This window comes from Asticcacaulis sp., from assembly GCF_051956075.1.
GTDB lineage: Bacteria > Pseudomonadota > Alphaproteobacteria > Caulobacterales > Caulobacteraceae > Asticcacaulis.
In genome coordinates, this window is sequence record NZ_JBQCGA010000053.1 from 96735 (window position 1) to 112849 (window position 16115).

Consider the following 16115-nt stretch of genomic DNA (forward strand, 5'->3'; position numbering starts at 1 on the left):
TGCCAGAGGGGCGCATGAGGCCGCACCGGCAAGCCGGGGCCGACGGCTTTACGACCGTCGGTCCCGCATCTCATTATCAGTTCGGAGACGTTCCATAGACGATGCCGCGACCGGCGTTGGTGGCGCCATAGACGGTACCGAAGGTTTTCGGATCGCCCGCAAGCATGCGGAAGCCGCCATACTGATGCTGGGCGTCGTCGATCCGCGTCCAGCTGCCGCCGCCGTCGACCGAGCGGAAGACGCCTTTGACGTTGTTGTAGGCGCCGGCGACATACATGGCCGGATAGGACTGGCCGGAGGCTGCCTTGCCAAAGCCCATGGCCTGAATGCTCGTAGGACCGGAAACCTGACTCCATGTGCCTGAGCCGCAGCTTGTATTGTGCAGCAGGCCGCTATAGCCGTATAGCCAGACGTCGCAGGACTTGCCGAACGGCGTAATCATGGTGTGCCAGGCGATGGGTGTGGTCGGCTGGGTCCAACTGACGCCCTTGTTGGTGCTGACATAGACCTTGCCGGTCGTACGATCATAGGCATAGAAGTTGTTCACGTTCGCACCGTCGGCGACGACGGCGATGCCCGCCGGCAGCGAAGTCGAGGTCCAGCTGTAGGTGCCGTTGGTCGAGACGGCCGGTACGACGCCGCTATCGCCGGGCGACCAGACGATGGCGCTGCCGTCGGCGTTGATGGCGATGTTGCCGCCGCCGTTGACCGTGACGCCGCTCGGATTGCTGGTGAAGGGCGACCAGCTGTAGCCGCCGTTGTACGAAATGCCGGCGGCCGCGCTGCCGTACTGGCCGACGCGCACCATGACGTTCGGCGCGCTCTTGGCCCAGTCGAGCGACGTGGTGTTGCCGCAGGTAGGATTCGAGAACGCTGTGGCCGGGGCCTGTGTCATGCTGGTATGGAAGAAGCCGCACACGTCGCCCATCCCGCTCACCAGCGGGACCGATCCACCCCAGGAGAAGGTGCTAGGAGACGCCAGGCTGAGCGGGACGGTTTCTTCCACGCCATTTTCATCGAGCGCGAAATTGACGGTCCCCCCGCTCGCAGACGCCGTCAGGTTCTGGGTTGACATAATGCCGCCCCCCCAGGTGACGAAGGCGTGGTTGGTGTTGAACGGATCAAGCGCAACGCCGCTCCAATTGCCGATATAGCTACGAGTTCCGTTCCACGGCGCCGCACTGAGATTGATGTTGACATTGGCGGTGGCGTCGACCCAGGACTGACCTCCGTTGGTGGTCCGGTACAGGGACTCACCGTGGCCGTCATAGCGGTTAACGCTCATCACAGCGACGGTGCCCGAATGCGCCGGATCGACCGACAGACCCGAGAAGCCGTAGTCGTCGAACCAGCCAGCCAGTTGCTGGCTGTCGTTGGTCGGTGTTATGTTGGTCCAGTTGCTGCCGGCAACATTGTACTTCCACACCTGGCCATGCTCCAGGCCGCTTGGCCCACCGCCGCTCTGCCCCGAAGCTGCCCGCGAATAGGTGATGTAGAGGTTGCCGTCAGGACCGATCTGGCCCTGTTGCGGAAGCAAGCCCGTCGGTGCGCCCGAAACCAGCGACCAGGTGTTGCCGCCATCGGTACTGCGATAAAGGGTGGTTCCGTTGGCGGCTGCTGTCGCGGTGCTGACGCCGACAAAAATGGTCTTGGTGGCCTGACCCGAGGCGCTTGACGGCTTGTACATGGCGACGAAGCTTATGCCAGCGCCAGTGCCGTCGCTTGACAAGGCGGGAAAGCTCGTAACCTGGGACCAATTATAACCGTAATTCGTGCTCTTCCAAAGACCGTTGGTGGAGCTGCTGGCAGAGGCGTTGGCTGTGCCGTAGAACAGGTTCGTGCCCAGATTCGGATCAACCACCAGGCGTGAGCCGACATTGCGGCCGGCCTCGTTGCCGTTGACCTCGAACGTAAACGGTACAATCTGGAAGCTGTATCCCTGGTTCCATGAAATCAGCAAGGCGCCGCAGCAGTTGGTTTGCCAGTCATGGCCGCCACCGGCCACCATATAGAGCATATTAGTGTTATTGGGGTCGACGGCGATCGCTTCGACGAAGTCGTAAGCATCCTGATCGGGGGTCAGGAAGTCCAGCAGTGGCGTCCAGGTGTTGTTGGACGAGTTGTATCGGTAGGCGCCACCCACGTCGGTACGGGCATAAAACAGGTTTTGCTGGCCGGGATGAGCGATGATCTCGGGCACATAACCGCCGCCGCCGATTTTAGCGGTCTGCCAAGTGTAGCTCTGGGCGCTGGCGGGCGAAACTGTAGATATAGCGGCCGTGGCGACAAACGCGCCTATAGCCAGGCCCCGCAAGAGGGCGCGACGCAGGGTGCTTTTCATGATGTTCCTTCCTGTTGTTTCCTCGGTCAGACCTTGAGCAGGCACATGGAACCCTGCCGCCAATTCTCACAAAGGTTTTTTTTATGCAAATATGGACGCTGCACGTGCCAATGCATATATGAGATAAGTTCGCATGTAAAAGCCATTTTCATAGAACATACATAACATCACTCGTTAGTTTCGCATATCGACGCCTTGAGAGTGAAAATACCACAATATAAACAGCAAGATAGACTTGACGAGAGAGTCAATTCAAGTTCGCGCCCCTCCCGAATGATGCGACATTTATATAAGAAACGCAGATTCATATTTACATCTTCGCAGCGCTAAAAAACACTGTGCAGCTCAGAGTCGCAGGAGTCTCTTGATCGACTCCCGCGCCAGATGTTTGCCCTTTTGCTGCGACATGCCAAATCAGGCCTGATGTCCGTAATCGGTCCAGCAGCAGCTTAAGGGCGCCGCCGTAAGGCCAGAAGCCCAAGGCGGGCGATTCCCCTAAGCGCAACGCCACAGCGTCTGTACGTGACCAGGCCCCCCAGGAATTTGGACAGAAGTACGACTTTCGTTTGTTTTCTATCCTTGTCAGCAGCCGACGCTAGTCGCCCGGCGCAAAGCCCTGCTTGATGGGTTTGGCGCTGCCGCGTGTCTCCACTTCAGGGTCACAAAAGTGACATGGAAAAAGGGGTGGCACATGGTCCTGTCTGCGCGTCGCGTATTGCGTCTTTCGTCCTCTGCTCTTGCAATGGCTTTTATGCTTTCCGGCGCGCCCGGCGCAAAGGCGATCGCTGAGCAAAAAACCTATGCCTTCAACATTCCCGCCGAGAGCACTGCCCAGGCGCTGACCGATTTCTCGCATCAGGCCGGCATCCAGATCGTCTTCCCTTATGACGCGGTCGCCGATCATCAGGCCCCTGCGATTTCCGGCCAACTGAGCCGTATGAGCGTACTGGATCTCCTGCTCAAAGGAACGAATCTTGAAATCGCCCGCGCCACGGACGACGTCATCGTGCTGCGGGTCAAGGCGATCGCTGTCACAGAGCCGACGACCGAGGTCGTCGTCACGGGCACGCGGATCAAGGGCGCGGCGCCGACCTCGCCCGTTCGGACCCTTATCCGAAAAGATATTGACCGTTCTGGCTACACCCAGACCGGCGACCTCGTGCGCAGTCTGCCTGAGAATTTCAATGGGGGTCAGAACCCAGGCATTCAGTCCACCAACTCAAATTACAACAACAATCTGACCGGATCTTCGACGGTCAACTTACGGGGCTTGGGCTCGGACTCGACTCTAACGCTGCTGAATGGGCGGCGTCTCGCCGGTGATGGCTTCTTCTCAGGTCCAGATATTTCCGCCATTCCGCTAGGCGCGATTCAGAGAGTGGACATCGTCACGGATGGAGCTTCGGCCCTCTACGGCTCGGACGCCGTCGCAGGTGTGGTCAATTTCGTTTTGCGTAAAGATTTTCAAGGCGCCGACCTGACGGCGAGTCTTGGCGGCGCAAGCGACGGCGGCGGTGAACAGGAAGCCTACAGTCTTCTATCCGGCCAGGCTTGGCGGAGTGGGCATATTATGGCGAGCCTCGCCTATCAGCACGAAGCACCGATCCTTGCATCGCAACGCGATTATACAAGCACGGCGGTTCCTACCAATTCGCTATTAGAGGCCCAGCTGCAAAAGTCCGCGTTTTTAAACGCTGAGCAAGATCTGGGCGATCGTCTGTCTCTCCATGTCGACACGCTCTATGCCGAACGTCATTCGGGCAGCGACCAGCAGGCGACGGCCACGTCAACGCGATATACGCTTTGGCAAAAGGCCTACGACACGATGGTGAATCCAGGGCTCTCCTATCGCCTGAGCGACGGCTGGACGTTTGACCTGGATGGCTCCTATGCGCGCAACGCGAATGGGCTCACCCAACTCAATCACACCTCTGGTTCTCTCAGTCAAACGCAGTACCTGAACGCAACCAACGCTCTTGACGGTGTTGTAACCGGTCGCGCCTTCAGTCTCCCCGGCGGGCCGGTTAAACTGGCCTTTGGCGCCTCGCACCGGGAGGAACTTTATCGCGATAGCGCGAACGATCACGCCAAGCGACAGGTCAACGGCGTTTTTGCCGAGGCCTATGCGAGCCTCATTGCGCCGCAGTCAGCGCGCCTCGGGCTCAGGGCTTTCAATATTAGTCTCGCTATCCGTTCAGAAACCTATAGCGACTTTGGAAACACGACCAATCCCAAACTGGGTGTGCGCTATAAACCCACCGACGATCTCGTTTTGCGCGCCACCTGGGGCAAGTCGTTCAAGGCGCCGTCTCTCTATCAAATCTCGTTCCCTAACTACGCCTTCCTCTACAAAACAACTCAGGTCGGCGGCCAGGACGCCACGCAACTTGCGCTCTTTGACTTTGGCGGAAACACCGATCTCCAGCCGCAGCGCGCGACCTCATGGACCGCCGGATGGGATTGGACGCCAGCGTACTTTCAAGGTCTGAAAGTCAGCGCCACCTACTACCATGTCGATTATGTCGACAGGATTGTCTATCCCATTACAGTCACCGGCAAGGCCTTGAGCGATCCGCAATATGCGCCTTTCATCACCTTGGCGCCCTCAGAAGCCATGCAAGCTGAGGTCATCGCCTCCGCCACTCGGTTTGCTAACTTTTCTGGCCTGACCTACGACCCCTCGAGGGTGTCGGCTTATATTTTCGATCGCTACACCAATGCGAGCTCTCAAGTCGCCGATGGCGTCGATGTGGCGGTGAGCAAGACCTTTGAGCTTGGCTCCCGGCGTCTTGAGACCTTTGTCAACGCCACGTGGTCTAAGCTCGATCAGCAAATTTCAGATCTGGCGCCCTCGGTGCGATTGTCGGGGACATTGTTTAATCCGCCCTCAATTCGGTTTCGTGGCGGCGCGACCTGGCTCGACGGACCGCTTAGCCTGACGCTTATCGACAACTATGTCGGCGCCGAAACTGACACAGCTCTGACGCCTGAAGCTCATATCAAGCCCTGGTCAACACTCGATGTAACCGCCTCCTACACCTTCGATAAGATGAGCGGACCGCTACACGCTGTGACCTTGTCGCTTGCGGTCTCCAACCTCCTGGACGCCGCGCCGCCCTATGCCTTCGGACCCAGCCTGAATTCACCCGGGGTATTTTTCGATAGCACCAACGCATCGGCAATCGGTCGCTACGCCAATGTCAGCTTGACGAAACACTTTTAGCTGCTTTCGGACCGTTCGTCGTCACGGGCGGTCCGTCCTTGTGAGCCTCTTATGATCAAGTATCGCTTCACACTGGCTGGGATCAGTCTCGCCTGTCTGTGCGCCTTGCCCGCCAAGGCTGAAAACATCTCTCCCCGCGCGCTCGTAGAGCTGGCGGACATTTCTCACGTCAAAATATCCCCTGATGGCGCCGAGGTTGCCTTTCGTGTCGAGCGGCCTTCCGTCGAACGCAATACGGTTTTAACGACGTGGTACGTCAAGCGCCTCCATTCAGACGCGCCGCCCATCGCGATTGCGGATGGCGGCACGGCGCTTCACACAGACGCCGGCCTCGTTCTGAACGAAGCGCCTATATGGTCTCCAGATAGCCAATATGTGTTTTATCGGGCGCTCTGGAAGGGACAGGTACAGCTCTGGTCCGCGCGCGCCGACGGCTCAGGCGCGCATGCCTTGACCTCGGAGCCTGGCGACATCATTGACGCAACGCTCGCGACGGACGGCCAGAGTCTGCTGTTCAGGACCGGCGCCGTCAGAGCCGATATTCGCGCTGCCGAGATGAAGGAATATAATCAGGGCATTCGAATCGACGGCAGCGTGAACATTGGCATGCCGCTGTTTCGATACAATGATTATGATGCCGGTCTCTACACGCATCGCTTCAATGGCGCCTGGATGCAGCAAGGCCGTCTGCTCAGTGACGCGCCCTTGAGCGTCAAGCGCGTTAACTGGCTCAGCTTGCAGGTGAACGCCGCGAGCCAGGCGGACTGGTCGCAGGCCACACATGACGCGACGATGCCCGCAGGTGCGCCTGCTGACGCCACGATGATTGCAAAAGGAGCGGATGGGGCTGCGGCGTTTATCACCCAAACGACACGATCCGCCCTTACGGCCCTTCAGGCTGGACATACGCTTATCTGCCCGGCTCCGTCGTGCACGCAGGCGCGCATAACGTCCGTGCGCTGGCGTCCCGGCGCGTCAGAGGTTATCTTTACAAGCACCCCGGTAAACTCTGTCGCGATGGAGACGCTTCATGCCTGGAATGTCGTAACGGGCAAGGTGCGCGATCTCCTCGCGACTGACGGAACCTTAACTGGCCAGCCCTCCGGATTGGTCGAGGACGGCTGCTCGGTAGGAAAAGACGACGCCGTATGTGTGCTGGCTTCGGAAAATACGCCGCCGTGCCTGGTTCAGGTCGATCTGGACACCGGCCAGGTAAAAACCCTATTCGACCCGAATGCCGGCGTGCGCATAGCGGAGTCTGAACACGCCCGGGCCCTGAGCTGGAAGGATAAGGAAGGTCTTGCGTTCTCGGGAGTCTTCATGCCGGCGCAAGGCGCCAAACCGTTGCACGGCTATCCTCTCTTTATCCAGTATTATAAGTGCAAGGGCTTTCCGCGTGGCGGGGTCGGCGATGAGTGGCCTTTTAGAAGCCTGTCGGAAGCCGGCATCGCCGTGCTTTGCATCCAGGCGCGTCCGCCCCATCCTGACGACGCGGTGGCGGACTACAAAATGGCGCAAAGCGGCGTTAGCGCGGCAATCGATCTCCTCAGCCGGACAGCCAACATCGATCCGGACCGAGTCGGCATGGGCGGGCTCAGTTTCGGAAGCGAGATCACGATGTGGATGGCGATGCGCACCAACCTGTTGCGAACTGCCTCGATTTCCTCGCCATCAATTACCCCCTTTTACTATTGGATCCATATGAACAACGCCACGGGCTTCCAGGCGCGGCTGAAACGCAGATGGGGGCTTGGAGCGCCGAACCCGGGCGATCCGCAATGGCGCACAGTATCGCCCGCATTTCAGACCGATAATGTCCACATCCCGCTCCTGTTTCAGATGTCCGAAGAAGAATATCTACAGAGCATTGAATATGTAGCGCCTCTATGGACTCGGCATCTGGCCGATATGTATGTCTTTCCCTACGAGCCACACATCAAATATCAGCCCGTACACAAGCTTGCCGTCTATACGCGTAACCTCGACTGGCTGCGCTACTGGCTGCAAGACTATGAAGATCCGGCCCCTGAAAAGGCGGAACAATACGCGCTTTGGCGGCAGATGAAGGCGCATGACGGATCGAGGGGCTTAAGTACGCAGGGCGAGAATCCGGCGACTCCACATGTCGGCCTGAGCCAATTGCAATAAGCGATGAAACCCTCGACCATGTTCCGCAACGGGAAGTGAAAGGCGACGTTCAATGTCCGCACGATCGAGCAGGCCTTCTCGTATAAGCCAGCCGTCCAGAAGGGTAGAGCGGACTTGACTGTAAAGCCGCTCAGCAATCGACTGGTTTAATGCAGAGAAATCTCCCTTGGAGCGACGGGCGACAATATCTGAAGGCAAAATGTCCGAAAAGGCGTGTCGTACGACAGCGCGGTCTTGCCGGCCCTCAATCCAAAGCCAGGTGGGTATGCGAAGGCAGGTCTCGATGACAGGCTGCGATACCAAAGGCTGAAAGATCTCGGGCGCAGCGCGTTCGCGTGCGGCAGGGGCGGGTCGAAGACTGCCCAGGATGCTGCGAACGTGATCTATTTTTCCCGGCAAGCATCCGCTCATACCCTTCTGCCACATCGATCGGGGAACCGGCAGGCATCTGGCGTCCCAGCTGAGACCGTCAAGGCAGGGCGTCGTTAGGCGCGGCAGGCGCAGCGCCTTTTTTAGGGCCAGACCCACGGCTTCCCATACGGTGACGCCGTGAAGCTGCGCCAGGTCTAGCGTTGCACGAAAGGTTTGCCGTCCCAGGCCATGTGAGAGCAGCGCGTCCGATACAGGTCCCGCTGTATTCAATTTGCAAAAAATGCTGTCCCCGCCATTGCCATTGTAGAAGCCATCACAGTCAAATTCCACGCCTTGCGCCCGGAAAGCCTGATCAGCTAGCGAATGCAGTATGCCGTCCTGTGGTCGGGGGTCTAACGCAGACGGGGCCGTGACTTCGACGTTGTCAGCGCAAAGGATGAGATCGGCTTGCCGTATTTTAAGGAGGTCGGCGATTTGTTGCGCATAGAGGCGTTCGTCGCAGCCATCCCCGGGTGGAATAAGAGTAGAAGCCAGCGCCAGTGTTCCGGGGCCATGCAGGCGCCAACGAGCGATGAATCCAAACCGCCGGATAATTGCAGCAGTCCGCGTTGTGATAGCGATCCCCACGCGCGCACGCAGCCGATGAGGTTGTCGCGCAAAACCGCGCGCGCCTCTGCGGGTGTGCTAAGGCGCTCTTGGCGGCGCGTGAACCGCCAAGGCGACCACAGCATCTGCAATGAGACGCCGGATCGGTCAATGCGCAGGCCCATTCCCGGCAGGAGTTCATTGACGCCGGACAGGCAGGTTGTTTGAAGGGGAAAGCCTGGACATTTCAGATAATGGGTCATTCCCACAACGTCTGGCGACGGCGTGATCCACCCCAATTCAATGACGTCCGTCAGGCGGCTAAAGAGGATGAGCGCGTCATCACGCCGAAAGACATAGCAAGGCGTCTGGCCACCCGGATCGCGGAACACGGTGATGGAGTTGGCGTCACACTCCAAGGCAAGGTATGCACCCCAGTAATCCCTGAGCAGGCTCTCAATTCCGCCTCGGACGTCATGAGATTGGCGATCAACTAGAGAAAAATCGGCCCGGCGGAACAGTCGGCCGAACACGAGACAGTCTTCGCTTAAATCCAGCACGGGGGCGCCATCCGATACCCATATGGCGGCTCCGCGGCATCTTACGGATTGCAGGTCATCTCGGGCGTTCGCGACCTCCGACCAAGGAGGAGGGCCAGCGTCCCGTTGCAATGGCAGCACGATCAGGAAGTCGTTCATCACAAGGACCAGATCGGGGTGAAGAGGCGGGCTCGATCCGGCGTTTCGTTGAGCAAACGTGTTTCCGTTTGGACCCAGCAATGCGCCATGAACGGCGCCAGCTTAACGCCAAAGACGAGCTTGGCCTGTAGGCCTTCACCACGCAAAACCTGCATTAACGCCAAGGAGTCCTTCAGACAGATCCGACGAGAGGGCAGGAAGGGACGTAACTTCAAATAGGCCGCAGCGACACAGCCCAAAGCGGCTTCATCAGCCCTCGCTTGCTGTTTTGGTTGAAGGTCCATCAATATCTGACGGAGGGTTTGGTGGCGCAGAGCTTGGCGTGTCTGCCAAAGTGCAAAAGCGCAGCGCCACATGAGAGCGGGCGACGTCTTCGTCTGAGAGACGTACAGCGATTGTGCGGGTACGAAGGTTCGAAACAGCTCAAGCGGCGCGCGTGGTTCCCCATCCTGGGTAAGCCCCAGGGCGGCGAAGCGTTCGCGTATCTCAAGCCGTGGCGCGCACCCGTCTAACCAGCCGCGAAAATCGCTCGCCTGGTCAGGCGGGAGCATAAAATAGCGATCGCGGACGAAATCAATGCCAACGAGTTGGCCAGAGTCCGAACACAGGGACACTCTTGGGATCATTCTGACGCCTCGAAATGCAGGAGAGAAGCGTCGGCCAATTATGACCGGCGCTTCCAGGTCAGGCGTCGATCAGCGCGACTTCATAGAGCTTGTCGGGCTCTTCGATGCCTTGCGGATCGCCGCCGAGCGTGGCGACGCTCGCCTTGCCAAGGTCGATCAGGTCGTCTTGGGCGATTTCGTTCGCCGTCATGTCCGTCTTCGTCATTGTCAGTCTCCTGTCTGGATGCGTCATGAAAAGCCATGACCAGGAGAGGCTAGGCGGACCCTTGGCGGATCGTTGAGGTATTCTCAAATGACCTGCCGATTATTGCCGACGGATTGTCACGAGATTATTTGCGGAGGGGGCGCGGTCGGACCAGCGAGCGGCGCCTGATGCAACATGCGCACCAGATCGCTCACCAATGCCCGGCGGCGCCGATGATAGGTCACGAGGCTGCGGCCTAAACCGCCGAAATCGCGATTATCCAGATGATCGATAAGCATCACGAGATCGTCGCGGCGTTTGTCGAGCAGGTTTCCCATAACAAGGCGTATCGCCCGAAGCCGGTCGTTGTTTCGGGCGACCGCGGCCACATGATGCGTGTTACCCGACAAAGATGCGATCGTCAGAAAAAGACGCTCGGCGCTACGGACGAGATCTGGTTCAAGGTCGGCCCTAAGGGGCGCCATGTCCGGCAACAGGTGGATCGGAAGGTTACGCGACTTAGCTGCGCTGACCAGAAGGTGGCAATTCCAGTCGAGTAAATCTCTGATGGCCGATTCTGTCACGCGCGGCAGGTGAAAGCCTTCATGGGCCTCATTGTCTAAGAGCTCTTCTCCGACCAGCCTGTAAAGCGCGATGCGCACCGGCGTGACGCTGACGCGATGACGGTCCGCCAGCGTCGCCGCCTCGACGCGGGCGCCGGGCGCATAGGTTCCGGCCAGGATATCGGTCTTTATGGCGCGATAAACGCGCTCATTTACTGATCCCTTCATGATCCAGCCCTCTGATTGCTTAAATCGGTAACGCCCCGAAGCCGGAAACTATCGAGAGGCCGCGCGTTGACGCTCAACTAGCAAGAGTTATTTCAATAATTGAAATATCGCAATACGATAATTTATGTCGCCCACCCCCAAATAGGGTGGGAGGGAAGAGATAGCCTCGTGGAGGGGGGAAGCGGCCTGCGAGCTAGCTAAGGACATGCGAAAATGCCCATCAGAGCGATGCTTGCTCTTAATCGCGCTCAAAGAAGATATGACCATTTCTGGAAATGCGAATCGCCAGCGCGAGACAGTCTGCCAGGCTGCGAAAATGGCGTTGCCGCGCCGGTATGTTTCCAGTTGCTAGGCCGAATTCGCGACTGATGATGTCCTTATGTATAAGCCGAAGTTCATAGCGTGCGCGCTTGATCCGAATAACTACTTTGAACCTCTCCGAGGTTCGCGCCATTTCGTGTAATTCAGTTTCTGACAGATATGTGGGGTTCGCCCTTCGTTGTTGGTCTTCACAAGGCGTAATATTTGACGCGTCGTCGCAGAGACGAAAATCTGTTGCCTGTGCCGTTGCGGCGATTCTGTCCAGGAATTGGGTCAACACGCCGCCTTATAGATAGAAATTATCACATTACGATATTTTCTACCCATGCGTCTCAACCTGCGCAAGCGCAAATCTTCTCAGACGTGTGGTTATGCCGTGGACCTCGCCCAGCGTCAGCCATGCGCCAGATCGGCAAGTACCTCGCCTTCTACAATGCCCAGCGCCCGCATTTGGTGCACACGGGCCGCACGCCCGACCAGGTCTATTTCTCAAGCTTGCCAGTCGTGAGCACGCCGCCCGCAACACCTGATGCATCAAATTCGGCTCTTTATCGCCGCTGAGGCCGATATCAGCGAAGCGCGGGATTGGCAGACAGTGAAAGTCATGGCCTCGGCGACAGGTTCGTGGACGAGCTAGAAACAGTCATGAAACGGGTAGCGATTGCACCAAATCGATTCCCATCTGTCTTGCCAGGCGTGCGCCGGGCGCTTTTGGCGATCTTCCCCTATGCCGTCTTTTTCCGGGAGAAGGGCGACGTGATCTTTATAATTTCTTGCTTTCACAGCAGCCGCGACCCTAAAATTGGCAGGGCAGGATATAACGCGAAAAGGGCCGGCCCGCTGTCTATTGGCTCCGATTGCCGCTTTCGAATCATATGCGCGAGTGTAGGCGAATTGGCCAGCATCGTGGCCTCTGTAAAAATACCGTGGCCGACATCGTCAAAAGAACATGGACTCAGGTATGAGAAATAGCGTTCAGGCGTCAATTCATAAAGCGGTGAACGCCGAACCCGATGCAATGGCGGTATCCACAAGTGGCGACCACCCGGAGATTTACGATGCCCAGCAGCCATGACCTCAGCGGCTTGATGAAGTTTCTCGGTCGCGATCCCTGGCGAGAATGCTTTGCCGAGGTTTTCGACGAACACCTCGGCCCCGTTCTGGATGCAGGCGGTCTGGAATTCGACGACCTCGAGGCGCTTATTGGCAACGATCTGGCCATGACGCTTTGGGGCTGTGCCTTTGAAGACTTCCTCACCCGGGAGTTCGAGGTTGAGGGCGGCAACATTGTCGATGAGTACCTCAGGCGGCGGGGCTGGACGGAAAGCGCTGGGTCCAAGGCCTACATCAAGGCCCTGCGCACCTCTGTCATGAGCCTGTATGAGGTGTCTGACGTCGTCCCGGGGAAATCGCTCATGGCGCGCGACCTTATCCGCGGCGGGGAGCCCGTGCTGGTCAGCGAGGGCACGGCGACGAAAAGTCTGAAGCAGTGGGACAAGATCGCCGCGCGTATCGTCCCCGTGCTGAGCAAGGCTGTGTTTGCCGGCGGCCTGTTGGCTTTCTCCACCGAGATGCAGGATTTGTTGTTTGATGGTTTAAGGCGTCTCCATGGTCGCAAGAACGCCAAATCCTTGCCACAGCTTACAGCCGACACCCTGCGGGCGTCAGCTTTCATGTTTACGCTCGTGTGGGTAACCGAGACGGTAGGACGGATTGCGAGTGACGGCGGCCCATCGCTGCAGAACTTCGAGGGTGAGGAAATACTGTTCCACGACGTTCGCTTTCCACTAGCGAATGGCATAGCTCAGAAGGATGTCGTCGCCCGGCTGAACACACTTCCAGGCCTGAGCCAAGAAACAGCAAAGTTTTGGAACTGGCTGGAAATCGAAACCTCGAGTTCAGGGAACAAGACCAAGAAGCCTGGCGGACTGTCCCTTGACACATCAATGGACGGCAGTGGTAAGCGCGTGCTTGGGAATGTCGAATTAAAAGGGCGTTTCCTGCATCTATCGGTAAATTCCGCTGCCCGCGCCGACAAGGGGAGAGCGCTGTTGGCTGAAGCCCTCGCAGATTTGCTGCGCGCACCCCTTACCGAGATACGTACAGTAGAGCAGATGATGGCCGACCGGACTGACAGGCCACCTGAAGACCCTGGGTTGGACATGCCCCCGGAAATCGCCGAACAGATCATCCATCAACTCTTGGACAAGCAATACCGGGAAACACTCGACCAACCCGTGGGGATGCTTGGCGAAAAAACACCGCGTGAGGCCGTCAGAACTTCAAAAGGGAAGCAGCAGGTTGTCGATTGGCTGAAGTATCTCGAAAATCAGACCGCCAGGCACCCGGACCCTTCCGATCCAATGACAACCTACAGCTTTCAATGGATGTGGAAGGAACTCGGCGTCGAGGCTATGCGAAAGTAAACCCGTTTGGTGTCTCGTTATGTCCACTTAGCGTGGTTTTTGGCTCCCGCTTACGGCGTGACCCCAGGAAGCTCACACGCGCAAGTGCAAGGGTCTGCCAGCTTTGACGAACTTCTGAATGGGGTCCTCAGTCTCGCCAGGTTTGCAATGCATCGCCAAGCGTGAGCTTAAGCGGATCAAGCCAAGCTTCAAACGCGCGCCAGCCATCAACCCCATCGCGATTGATCGGCTGCCGCACCTGTTGAGCGCTGGGGGTGCGCACGGCGCGGCGATTTTGATGAAACGCAAGGCATTCGTTCGCGAAGGGCAGATCGCACGCGTCCAGCAACCGGCGAATCTGGCTTTCGGGATCGGCGACAAGATCCTCGTGGATCATCAGCATGACCTTATCCGGCAACGTGGCCTGCCAATGCTTCATCAGATCCAGATATATTCGGTATACCCTGCCAACACCTTCCAGATTGTAGGAATTGCTATGGCCATTATCGAGATGGTGAGCAACGCCAAATAATTGTCTGAAATTTGAAAAACAGCAGGCCATCGGGCTGCGGCGGGCGTCAATAATACGCGCGTGAGGCAGGATAAGATGAATAAAGCCAATATTACGAAAATTTCTGGGCAGCTTATCAACAAACCGGGGGCGATCAGTTACGCGACTGATCCGGGTTTCGGCCAGATAGCGCTGGCCCAGTTCGCGCGCCTCGGACGCCGTCAGCCGCGCGATGCGGTCGGGATCGGGCCCATCTGGCTGCAAATCTTCCAGCATCGCCGGGATATTGGGCAATTCGCCCAGACCTTCGACCTGCGGATGGCTGGCCAGAATTTGTTCGATCAGGCTTGATCCCCCGCGGGTCAAGCCGACGACAAATATCGGATCGGCGCCATCATCGCCCCAATCGCGCCTTTGCGCAAAAAACGCCGGACTATAGGCGCGCTTGATCGCAATCGCTTCGGCGGCGTCGTGATCGGGCGAAAAGAGGCTTTGCCCGCGGTGGGCGTTGTAGAAAAACCAAGCGGCTTCGGGATCTTTGCGATCTTCCATCGCCTTGCCCAGAGCAAACGACAGACCGATGCGATCGGTGGCGCTGGTGGTCTCGGCCGCCAGCGCGGCGCGCATCTGCGCGATGTCGGCATCTGAAAAACGATATGTCTTGAGATCGGCCAGGCACCAGTAGGCATATCCATAATCTGATCTTGCGTCGATCACCGCGCGATAGGCCGCAATGGCCGCGGCCACATCACCGATCGTACGCAAGGCGTCCGCCAGCAGCATGGAGATGCGCGTCCACGCCGCCTGGTCCGAAAACGGCTGCGCCTGGTCAAGCAGCCCCCGGCAAATCGCGATGACTTCATCATAGCGTCCGGCGCTCATCGCAATGACCGCTCGCTGGGCGGAAATGCGAAACGCGGCTTCGTCATCGTCGCTATCAGCGGTGTTCAGCAACGGCGCCAGCACAGCCTCGGCTTCGGCATCGCGTCGGCAGGAAACCAGCGCTTCGACATATTCGAGCCGCGCCGCACGATGGTCTGGCGATAGGGTCAGGACCTCGGCGAGGTACCGCCGCGCAGCACGACTATTTCCGCGCTTCCTGCTGATCTTTGCCAAAAGCCTGGGCGCCTCCGGGTGATAGCCTTCTGCCCGCATATAAGTCTTGACCGTCTTCTCCGCGCGTTCAAGATCACCGTCGGAAAACAGAGACATGCCTTCGATCAATGGGTCTGGGAGCGCCTTGAGCGCATCCTGTTGCCGCGCAGCGAAGGTGGCGTTGGCGGTGTCGCCGATGATGCGATAGACCGCTTCGAGCATACGCCAGCTTTGCGGCAGCGCAGGATTTATCCGCACCGCCACCGACAGCGCCGCGATCGCTGAAGGCGCGTCATGGCGCAAAACGTGGCAAAAACCACGCTCCTGATGCATCAGACTGAAATGTGGCGCGACAGCTTCCAATCTGGCGCAACTGGCCAGCGCTTCTTCGGTATGGCCAAGAGTGCGCAAGCTGCTCGCTTCGATCAGCAGCAAATCGCGATTGCCCGGATAGGCAAATAGCAATTGCCGGGCATGATGGAGCGCTTCGGGATACCGACCCGCCTGTTGCAAGCCACGCAACGTCGCAATGTCTGCGATTAGATTATCCAGGTCAAGCGTGGTGGTGAGGTGCAATACGAAGATCCCCGTCAGGGCCGGACCGGAATTTTATCTAACGATACCGACATGTTGATGCATGTTCAATACGGACAGTGGTAACTGTAGCGTCCACCTACGGCGTAAACCGCGGGCTCTCGCCATGCTTTTTGCACACAAAGATGTGGATCGGCGTGCAAAAAGCCCCCCCTAATCGGGGTGATCGGCACCTAAAAGGGGCTCTGACTCAAATTTGATGCAGTTTGGGCGTCTGCTGG

12 protein-coding genes are annotated in these 16115 nt (G+C 58.2%); 4 read left to right on the forward strand and 8 right to left on the reverse strand.

Annotated features, from left to right (window positions below; genetic code table 11):
- Positions 1-76: 76 nt before the first annotated feature.
- Positions 77-2341, reverse strand: coding sequence for a hypothetical protein (locus ACTHLA_RS13470; protein WP_440190189.1), 2265 nt, complete (start codon positions 2339-2341; stop codon positions 77-79).
- A 691-nt stretch (positions 2342-3032) separates the two neighbouring features.
- Here ACTHLA_RS13470 and ACTHLA_RS13475 point away from each other — a divergent pair.
- Positions 3033-5564, forward strand: a complete 2532-nt coding sequence (locus ACTHLA_RS13475) for a TonB-dependent receptor domain-containing protein (RefSeq protein ID WP_440190192.1) — start codon at positions 3033-3035, stop codon at positions 5562-5564.
- 51 nt (positions 5565-5615) lie between these two features.
- Entirely contained in the window at positions 5616-7712 is a 2097-nt protein-coding gene (locus tag ACTHLA_RS13480) for an Atxe2 family lasso peptide isopeptidase (RefSeq protein WP_440190195.1), read from the forward strand.
- Here ACTHLA_RS13480 and ACTHLA_RS13485 read toward each other — a convergent pair.
- The 6 genes from ACTHLA_RS13485 to ACTHLA_RS13510 form a co-directional block, all read right to left on the reverse strand.
- Complete coding sequence (locus ACTHLA_RS13485; protein ID WP_440190198.1) at positions 7653-8414, reverse strand: asparagine synthase-related protein; 762 nt, start codon at positions 8412-8414, stop codon at positions 7653-7655. The genes ACTHLA_RS13480 and ACTHLA_RS13485 overlap by 60 nt on opposite strands.
- A gap of 62 nt (positions 8415-8476) precedes the next feature.
- Positions 8477-9367 carry a hypothetical protein gene (locus tag ACTHLA_RS13490; RefSeq protein ID WP_440190201.1) on the reverse strand — a complete coding sequence of 297 codons (891 nt, stop codon included), beginning with the start codon at positions 9365-9367 and terminating at the stop codon, positions 8477-8479.
- Positions 9367-9993 (reverse strand): lasso peptide biosynthesis B2 protein, encoded by a 627-nt coding sequence (locus ACTHLA_RS13495; RefSeq protein ID WP_440190204.1) that lies wholly within the window; start codon positions 9991-9993, stop codon positions 9367-9369. Before ACTHLA_RS13495 ends, ACTHLA_RS13490 begins: the two co-directional genes overlap by 1 nt.
- Before the next feature lie 58 nt (positions 9994-10051).
- The gene (locus ACTHLA_RS13500) at positions 10052-10198 is read right to left on the reverse strand and encodes a hypothetical protein (RefSeq protein WP_440190207.1); all 147 of its coding nucleotides are present in this window, start codon (positions 10196-10198) and stop codon (positions 10052-10054) included.
- Between the two features lie 116 nt (positions 10199-10314).
- Complete coding sequence (locus ACTHLA_RS13505) at positions 10315-10968, reverse strand: GntR family transcriptional regulator (protein ID WP_440190210.1); 654 nt, start codon at positions 10966-10968, stop codon at positions 10315-10317.
- 238 nt (positions 10969-11206) lie between these two features.
- Positions 11207-11566: a hypothetical protein gene (locus ACTHLA_RS13510; RefSeq protein ID WP_440190213.1), complete on the reverse strand. Its 360-nt coding sequence runs from the start codon at positions 11564-11566 to the stop codon at positions 11207-11209.
- 122 nt (positions 11567-11688) lie between these two features.
- On the opposite strand from ACTHLA_RS13510, the gene ACTHLA_RS13515 reads away from it, so the two are divergent.
- On the forward strand, positions 11689-11850 hold the full coding sequence (locus tag ACTHLA_RS13515) for a hypothetical protein (RefSeq protein ID WP_440190545.1): 162 nt from the start codon (positions 11689-11691) through the stop codon (positions 11848-11850).
- Between the two features lie 497 nt (positions 11851-12347).
- A complete protein-coding gene (locus tag ACTHLA_RS13520) occupies positions 12348-13715 on the forward strand; it encodes a hypothetical protein (RefSeq protein WP_440190216.1) in 1368 nt (455 codons plus the stop codon).
- A 127-nt stretch (positions 13716-13842) separates the two neighbouring features.
- Here the strand turns inward: ACTHLA_RS13520 and ACTHLA_RS13525 are convergent, their stop codons facing one another.
- Positions 13843-15876, reverse strand: a complete 2034-nt coding sequence (locus tag ACTHLA_RS13525) for a tetratricopeptide repeat-containing sulfotransferase family protein (RefSeq protein WP_440190219.1) — start codon at positions 15874-15876, stop codon at positions 13843-13845.
- Between the last annotated feature and the right edge of the window lie 239 nt (positions 15877-16115).